We start from the raw sequence: 7,275 nt of genomic DNA, 5'->3' as shown, positions 1-7,275 counted from the left end.
GTTCCATAACTTTAATTGTTTGATAATCATAAAGTTACAAATAATAAATCAACTAACCTACTGATATTCAATATATTAACACCTTGTATAAGATTGTTTTTCAATTAAATTTAAACAGCTTCTTATTGTTATATACTTTTCAGGCAATCATAAAAGTTCCTCTGCGATAAAGATGCATACTATTATTATATGATGTGTGAATGCTTATTCGTTATTGGAAAGAAAGGTTGCTTACCGACATTTTTTTCTTATTACAACCTTTTGGTGAGTTCGGTTGTTATATATATGTAATTGGTAAAAGACAAAAACTCGTGTAAGACTATTGAATCTATATTGAAAGAGAGATTCTTCTCTATATTTTGAAGTCATTTCACAAATCAATCATTTGAAGAAGTTTTTTAGTTTGTTTTGCTACCTGTAATGGTGAATAGTACCAGATTTGTGTGGTATGTAGTTTAAGGATAGACAAAGGAGCTTGAAAGAATTTAGATAGAATGTTCTTAAATTTTTATTATTCGTTTACGGTGGATTTAAAGAGGATTGTACCCACTTCCTTTATGTATCTTATTTGAAATTAATAGGATGTATTTGTACCTTCTTCGGTATGTTTACTTTCTCTTCTTTTGTCAAGTGGACAACCTCATCTTCAATTTATGTTGTTAAATATTTTTGGAAAAAGGTGGTAGGATATACCGGTTTATCTAAAGTACATCAGATTGGTAGAAGGTTTATTAGAAATATTTTTGTCCTAACCACTATTGCTTTTATTGATATTTGTTTGTTGACGGCTCAGCAGCAATTTATTGGAAGTGATTGGGAATTGTACATTATGCAATTGGTGGATGATGGTGATATAACATCTCAAGAAGCTGATAACATAATCGAGGACTTGTATAACTTGATGGATAATCCCCTTGATCTTAATAAATCGACCAAACCATTATTGAGAAGATTGCCTTTTTTGTCGGAATTTCAGATTAATGCCATTATTGAGTATAGGCATAAGCATCAGGCAGATGGTGGTTTCCTAACTATATGGGATCTAAAAATGGTACCGGGCATGGATTCTCGAACTTTAGATTTGGTCTATCCTTTCGTGAAAGTCACAGATGTAAAAGAGGCGGCTTCTTTGGATGAAACATTTACTTCTGTCTTTTCAGAAAAGGGGAAAAGTTTATTAGGAGCCACCTATTCCAGACCTTTTGGAAAGCAGACGAAAGACGATCAGTGGCTTGGATCTCCGGTGGGAGGTTCGTTACGTTATCTTTATCAAGTCAAAGATATTTTATCGGTTGGAGTATTGGGCGAATTGGATAACTATGAGAAATTTCAGCTATCCAAAGGGGGATTTGACCATCTATCCGGACATATTGAGTTGTCATCAAACTCTATTGTGGAGAAACTTATCATTGGAGATTATAAAATCTCTTCCGGTTATGGTCTCAATTTGGGACAAGGAAAGTATTTCATTTCGGATCCTAATTTATACAGTCGACTTGGTATAGGTCTTAGAAAGTCTTTTTCGCAATCAGAGACAGGTTTCCATAGAGGTATTGCATCCTCTTTTAGGTTTGGCAATTTAAGGTTTGTCTTAGGATATTCATTGGCAAGAATGGATGGTAGGACTTCCAAAAAGGGAAAGAAAAAAATAATTCACAGTATTTATCATAGCGGGATGCATCGTACAGAAAGAGAGTATAGACTAAGACACAAAGTGGCTGTCAAGTCGTGGTCTTCTATTCTTGAGTATCGGAAAGCTCCTCTGGATATAGGCATGACAGCATGTTTTTATTCTTTCCCTCATGCTACACTAAAAAGACCACCCGGTATAATTGGTATAGATGGTTTGTCTGATATCGAGTCTTTTTACAATATTTCAGGATTCCACAGGTACAGTCCTTCAGTCGGACGCTTTGCCTGGTTTGGCGAATGTGCATTATCAAAATCGAAGGGATGTGCTTTTTTGCAAGGAGTATCTTATCGGTCAGTTTCTAACTATTCGTTTTCTGTTCAGTTTAGAAACTATTCATATAAGTATTGGACGCTATATGGCAATGCCTTATCAAGATTTACGGGTGTGTCAAATGAAAGAGGTCTAAGGTGTAACTTTGACAAAGAATGGGGTGGCATTACAATAAGGAACGAACTTGATATTTATCAATCTCAAAAGCCAAGGTATAGAAAAAGAGAACCCACAAAAGGTTGTTTTGTTAAGGTCGGAGTAGAGACCAATCCGTACAATCAAATGGTTTGCCGGTCACAATGTTCTTTCAGAAAGCAGAATGATAAGCTAAAGAAGTGGTCTTGCTCTCAACGAATTATTTATAATCCCAATGATCTAAACACCTCGTGCAAGTTAGATTTAAGATATACGAAAAGAAATTATCAAGACTCCAAAGGAGGTAATTGTTGTAAAAAAGGTTGTTTGTTAGGACTAAGGGTGGACTTGACGCCTCATCCAATTGTACAATGGTCGATGGGTGCATCACTCTTTAAAACTGATAGTGGAGCCGATCGAATCTATTGGTCTCAAAGGATGGTGAGATGGCAATATCAATCACAATTTCTGTACGGAAAAGGACGAAAATACTATCTTTTCTTTTCGGTAAATCCAACCAAATCAGTAACTTTGCAGGTGAAGGGCGAGCAACTTAAGATGGTGTCTGACCAGTTTGATTCGGCAGGTAAGTTGTTGCTTTCAATCATTGTCAGACCACAATAAAAATGAATATATTGGACAAATAAGGCCTATTTTCTAATATATTTATCTTAACTTCGTGTGCTCGATAAAACAAGATCGTACAACTAAACATTGCAAATTAAGTAGATCAAATCAGTATAAATAAAATAAATTACCGTTATGGAAAACGTTGCTAAGAAGTTTGCTCTTCCGGCAGAGTTGCCCGAATATCCCACATTTGATGAAGGTATTCGTAGAGCTCCGGACAGAGGTTTTCGCCTAACTCCGGCACAAACTCGTATTGCGCTTAAAAACGCTTTGAGATATATCCCAAAAGAGCTGCATGAAAAGATGGCTCCAGAGTTTTTGGAAGAACTCAAGACTCGTGGTAAAATCTATGGCTATCGTTTCCGTCCACAAGGAGACCTTAAGGCTAAATCAATTTATGAATATCCCGGTAAGTGTATTGAAGGACGCGCTTTCCAGGTGATGATTGACAATAATCTATCACATGCAGTTGCCCTTTATCCTTATGAGCTTGTAACTTATGGTGAAACAGGCCAGGTTTGCCAAAACTGGATGCAGTATCGACTCATTATGATGTACCTCCAAAATATGACACAAGATCAAACTTTGGTGGTAGAGAGTGGTCATCCTCTTGGCCTATTTAAATCTAAGCCGAGTGCACCACGCGTTATTATTACCAACTCAATGATGGTAGGTCTTTATGACAATATCAAGGATTGGGAGATTGCAGCTCAGATGGGTGTTGCCAACTATGGTCAAATGACAGCGGGTGGTTGGATGTATATTGGACCTCAAGGTATTGTGCATGGTACATTCAATACACTTCTCAATGCAGGCCGTCAGCAACTGGGTATCCCTGCTGAGGGTACATTGGCTGGTAAACTGTTCGTATCTTCCGGTCTTGGAGGTATGTCTGGAGCTCAACCAAAGGCTGCTGATATTGCAGGTGCTGTGTCTATCATTGCAGAAGTGGACAGCTCTCGAATTGAGACAAGACACTCTCAAGGATGGGTTAAGAAAATTGCAGAAACAGAGAAAGAGGCATTCGATATGGCTGCCAAAGCAATGGCTGCTAAAGAGGCTTGCTCTATTGCATTCCATGGCAATGTGGTTCATTTGCTTGAATACGCAATCAAAAACAATATTCATATCGACCTTCTAAGTGACCAGACAAGTTGTCATGCTGTCTACGAAGGCGGATATTGCCCTGCAACATTGACATTTGAAGAGCGTACAAAGCTATTGGCTGAGGATCGCGATGAGTTTGCAAAAGAGGTAGACGAAAGTTTGAAACGTCACTTCAATGCTGTTAAGACTCTTGTAGGTCAAGGTACCTATTTCTTTGACTACGGAAATGCCTTTATGAAGGCTATTTATGATGCAGGGGTACAGGAGATTTCACGCAATGGTGTAGACGAAAAGGATGGTTTCATCTGGCCGAGCTATGTGGAAGATATTATGGGACCTGAATTGTTTGACTATGGATATGGCCCATTCCGTTGGGTATGTCTAAGTGGAAAACATGAAGATCTTCTTAAGACAGACCATGCAGCAATGGAATGCATTGATCCAAATAGAAGAGGTCAGGATAGAGACAACTATATCTGGATTCGTGATGCTGAAAAGAATCAACTTGTTGTTGGTACTCAGGCTCGTATCCTTTATCAGGATGCTGAAGGTCGCTTGAGAATAGCCCTTAAGTTTAATGAGATGGTTCGTAATGGTGAGATTGGTCCGGTAATGCTTGGTCGTGACCACCATGACGTATCAGGTACTGACTCTCCATTCCGTGAAACATCAAATATTAAGGACGGATCAAATGTGATGGCAGATATGGCTGTACAATGCTATGCCGGTAATGCTGCTCGTGGTATGAGCCTCGTTGCTTTGCACAATGGCGGTGGTACAGGTATTGGTAAAGCTATCAACGGTGGATTCGGTATGGTGCTCGATGGTTCTCAAAGAGTAGACGAAATCCTTAAGTCTGCTATGATTTGGGACGTAATGGGTGGCGTAGCAAGAAGATCTTGGGCACGCAACGACCATGCTATGGAGACATCAGAGCAATTCAATGAATCTCACAAGGACTACTATCACATCACAATGCCTAATATTGTTGATGAAGATTTGCTTGACAAAGTGTTGAAGTAATAAGTAGAAAACTTCTAATTCATAGGAAGGGTGTGGCAATATTAATTGTCGCACCCTTTTTTCTTTAGTCGGGGTACGCCAATTAAGTAGTTGAAATGAAGAGATGTAGTTGTTTATGACGACTATTTCAACTCTTATCGGACAGTCCTTAATCGTTGAAATGTAGGTTGTTCGACAAAGCTAAGTTCTATAGGCTAAGTGCACAGAACAGAGATGACAGCTGATGATTGGAGTATAATTGTGAAGATGGTTTTTATGAAATCCGTGATTGTTGATGTTTCAGTAGTTTTATCGGATATCAATAATTGTAAGAAAGAGATGTACAAGGGTTAGTTTGGTGAGATACAAAAAGGGCTGTGCCTTTTGGACACAGCCCTTTCATTGTATATAGATTTAATCTATTTGTCTAAGATTAGATTACACCTTGAGCAACCATAGCCTTAGCAACCTTCATGAACCCTGCAATGTTAGCACCCTTCACGTAGTTGATATACTTACCTTCTCTACCGTAAGTTACACATTGTTCGTGGATGTCGTTCATGATTTGGTGTAGCCACTTGTCAACTTCTTCGTTTGTCCAGCTTAGGTGAGCAGCATTCTGTGTCATTTCAAGACCAGAGCAAGATACACCACCGGCATTCACAGCCTTACCCGGAGCGAAGATAACCTTTTCAGCTACATAGTATTCGCTTGCTTCTGCTGTACAACCCATGTTAGATGTTTCAGCTACCAAAGTAACACCATTCTTAACGAGCATCTTAGCATCTTCAAGGTTCATCTCATTTTGAGTAGCACATGGCATAGCCATATCTACCTTCTGTTCCCAAGGCTTCTTGCCTGCGAAGAACTTAGCGTTAGGGAATTTCTTAACGTAGTCTTCTACAACGTCGTTACCGCTGTTACGAAGCTCAAGCATTGTGTTGAACTTTTCTTCTGTGTTGATACCATCCGGGTCATAAACATATCCGTCAGGACCTGAGATTGTAACAACCTTAGCACCAAGCTCTGTAGCTTTTTGAGCAACACCCCAAGCTACGTTACCGAAACCTGAGATAGCAAGAGTCTTACCCTTAAACTCGATGCCATTTTCTTTACACATATTATTTACGAAATAAACAGCACCGAATCCTGTAGACTCAGGACGAAGTCTTGAACCACCAAATTCGAAGCCCTTACCTGTAAATGTACCTGTGTGTTCGCGTTTTAGCTTTTTATACATACCAAACATGTAGCCAACTTCACGACCACCAACACCTATGTCACCTGCAGGGATATCCTGGTCCGGACCGATGTTGCGCCATAGTTCAGTTACGAAGCTTTGGCAGAAGCGCATGATTTCAGCGTTAGAGCGACCCTTTGGAGAGAAGTCTGCACCACCTTTACCACCACCCATAGGAAGTGTTGTAAGTGCATTCTTGAATGTTTGTTCGAAACCTAAGAACTTCAAGATTGATAGGTTTACAGATGGGTGGAAACGTACACCGCCTTTGTACGGGCCAATAGCGTTGTTAAATTGTACTCTGTAACCAATGTTTACATGTACTTTACCGTTATCATCTACCCAAGGTACACGGAATGTCAAGATTCTGTCCGGCTCAACGATACGTTCGATGATACCGTTCTTCTCGAACTCCGGATGTTGGTTGTAAACTTCTTCAACTGATAGAAGAACTTCTTTAACAGCTTGGAGGAACTCGCTCTCTCCAGGGTGTTTGGCCTCAAGATTGGCCATAATTTCACTAGTCTTCATAATAGAAACTGTTTTTAAATATTGGATTTGTTAATCACTCTTACAAAGATATTGTTTGCATTTAATAAAACAAAGAGTTTAGATGTTTTCGGAACAAGTTTCTTTGTGTTTCATTGTCCTTTACTATTCAAATGAGATTGATATCACAATAGACCTTCCTCCATAATTTGTTATTTACAAGAGAGTTATCTATTGCAGATCTTACCTGTCTCTTCATAAGAATAATGTAGTCTTACTTGCTAAAAAATGAAGATAAAATGGACGGAGTGACATTATATTTCATAAGTTGACTTCTGCCCCCAAATTGTATTGAGTATGGTTGGATTGGTTGACATTAGATATGGCAGCCTCCACTTAATAGAGAATCTTGCACAAAGAGCCATTCATACAAATTACAATCTAATTTGGGGACTTTGAAGAATGGATGAGATGCAAGGCGATGAGGGGCAGTGCTAAGGAAGCGTACTCAAGTGCGTGACCGAAGCCGATTACCTAAAGCAACGCGATAGATCGCCATTATGCAACAGTCTCTTATATGAGGAGACTGTTGCACGAATGTAATTTAGGTTTTCCAACCTCCACTTCTTTGTATTCAAAGAGGATTCTATATCGATAACCGAATTACCCCATCTTATTTCCCCTCATTTTGAGCTTTAAACTGCTCAAT

General features: G+C 39.1%; 3 protein-coding genes. 2 read left to right on the top strand and 1 reads right to left on the bottom strand.

Translation table 11 applies throughout. The features are described from left to right. Window positions 1–568 precede the first annotated feature (568 nt). Both ACFO3G_RS04350 and ACFO3G_RS04345 read left to right on the top strand, forming a co-directional pair. Window positions 569–2,722, top strand: a complete 2,154-nt coding sequence (locus ACFO3G_RS04350; RefSeq protein ID WP_380078330.1) for a helix-hairpin-helix domain-containing protein — start codon at window positions 569–571, stop codon at window positions 2,720–2,722. A 138-nt stretch (window positions 2,723–2,860) separates the two neighbouring features. Next, a complete protein-coding gene (locus ACFO3G_RS04345) occupies window positions 2,861–4,858 on the top strand; it encodes a urocanate hydratase (protein ID WP_380078328.1) in 1,998 nt (665 codons plus the stop codon). Window positions 4,859–5,270: 412 nt separating this feature from the next. Here ACFO3G_RS04345 and gdhA read toward each other — a convergent pair whose 3' ends face one another. Next, window positions 5,271–6,608, bottom strand: coding sequence for an NADP-specific glutamate dehydrogenase (gene gdhA, locus ACFO3G_RS04340; RefSeq protein ID WP_380078326.1), 1,338 nt, complete (start codon window positions 6,606–6,608; stop codon window positions 5,271–5,273). Between the last annotated feature and the right edge of the window lie 667 nt (window positions 6,609–7,275).

The sequence above is a fragment of the Falsiporphyromonas endometrii genome (assembly GCF_042654485.1).
Lineage (GTDB): Bacteria > Bacteroidota > Bacteroidia > Bacteroidales > Porphyromonadaceae > Porphyromonas > Porphyromonas endometrii.
The sequence above is the reverse complement of the archived record's forward strand: the minus strand, read 5'-3'. Positions and strand labels throughout refer to the sequence as shown.

Coding starts and splice junctions, on each gene's coding strand:
- ACFO3G_RS04345 (WP_380078328.1), top strand. CDS start 2,861: ATGGAAAACGTTGCTAAGAAGTTTGCTCTTCCGGCAGAGTTGCCCGAA.
- gdhA (WP_380078326.1), bottom strand. CDS start 6,608: ATGAAGACTAGTGAAATTATGGCCAATCTTGAGGCCAAACACCCTGGA.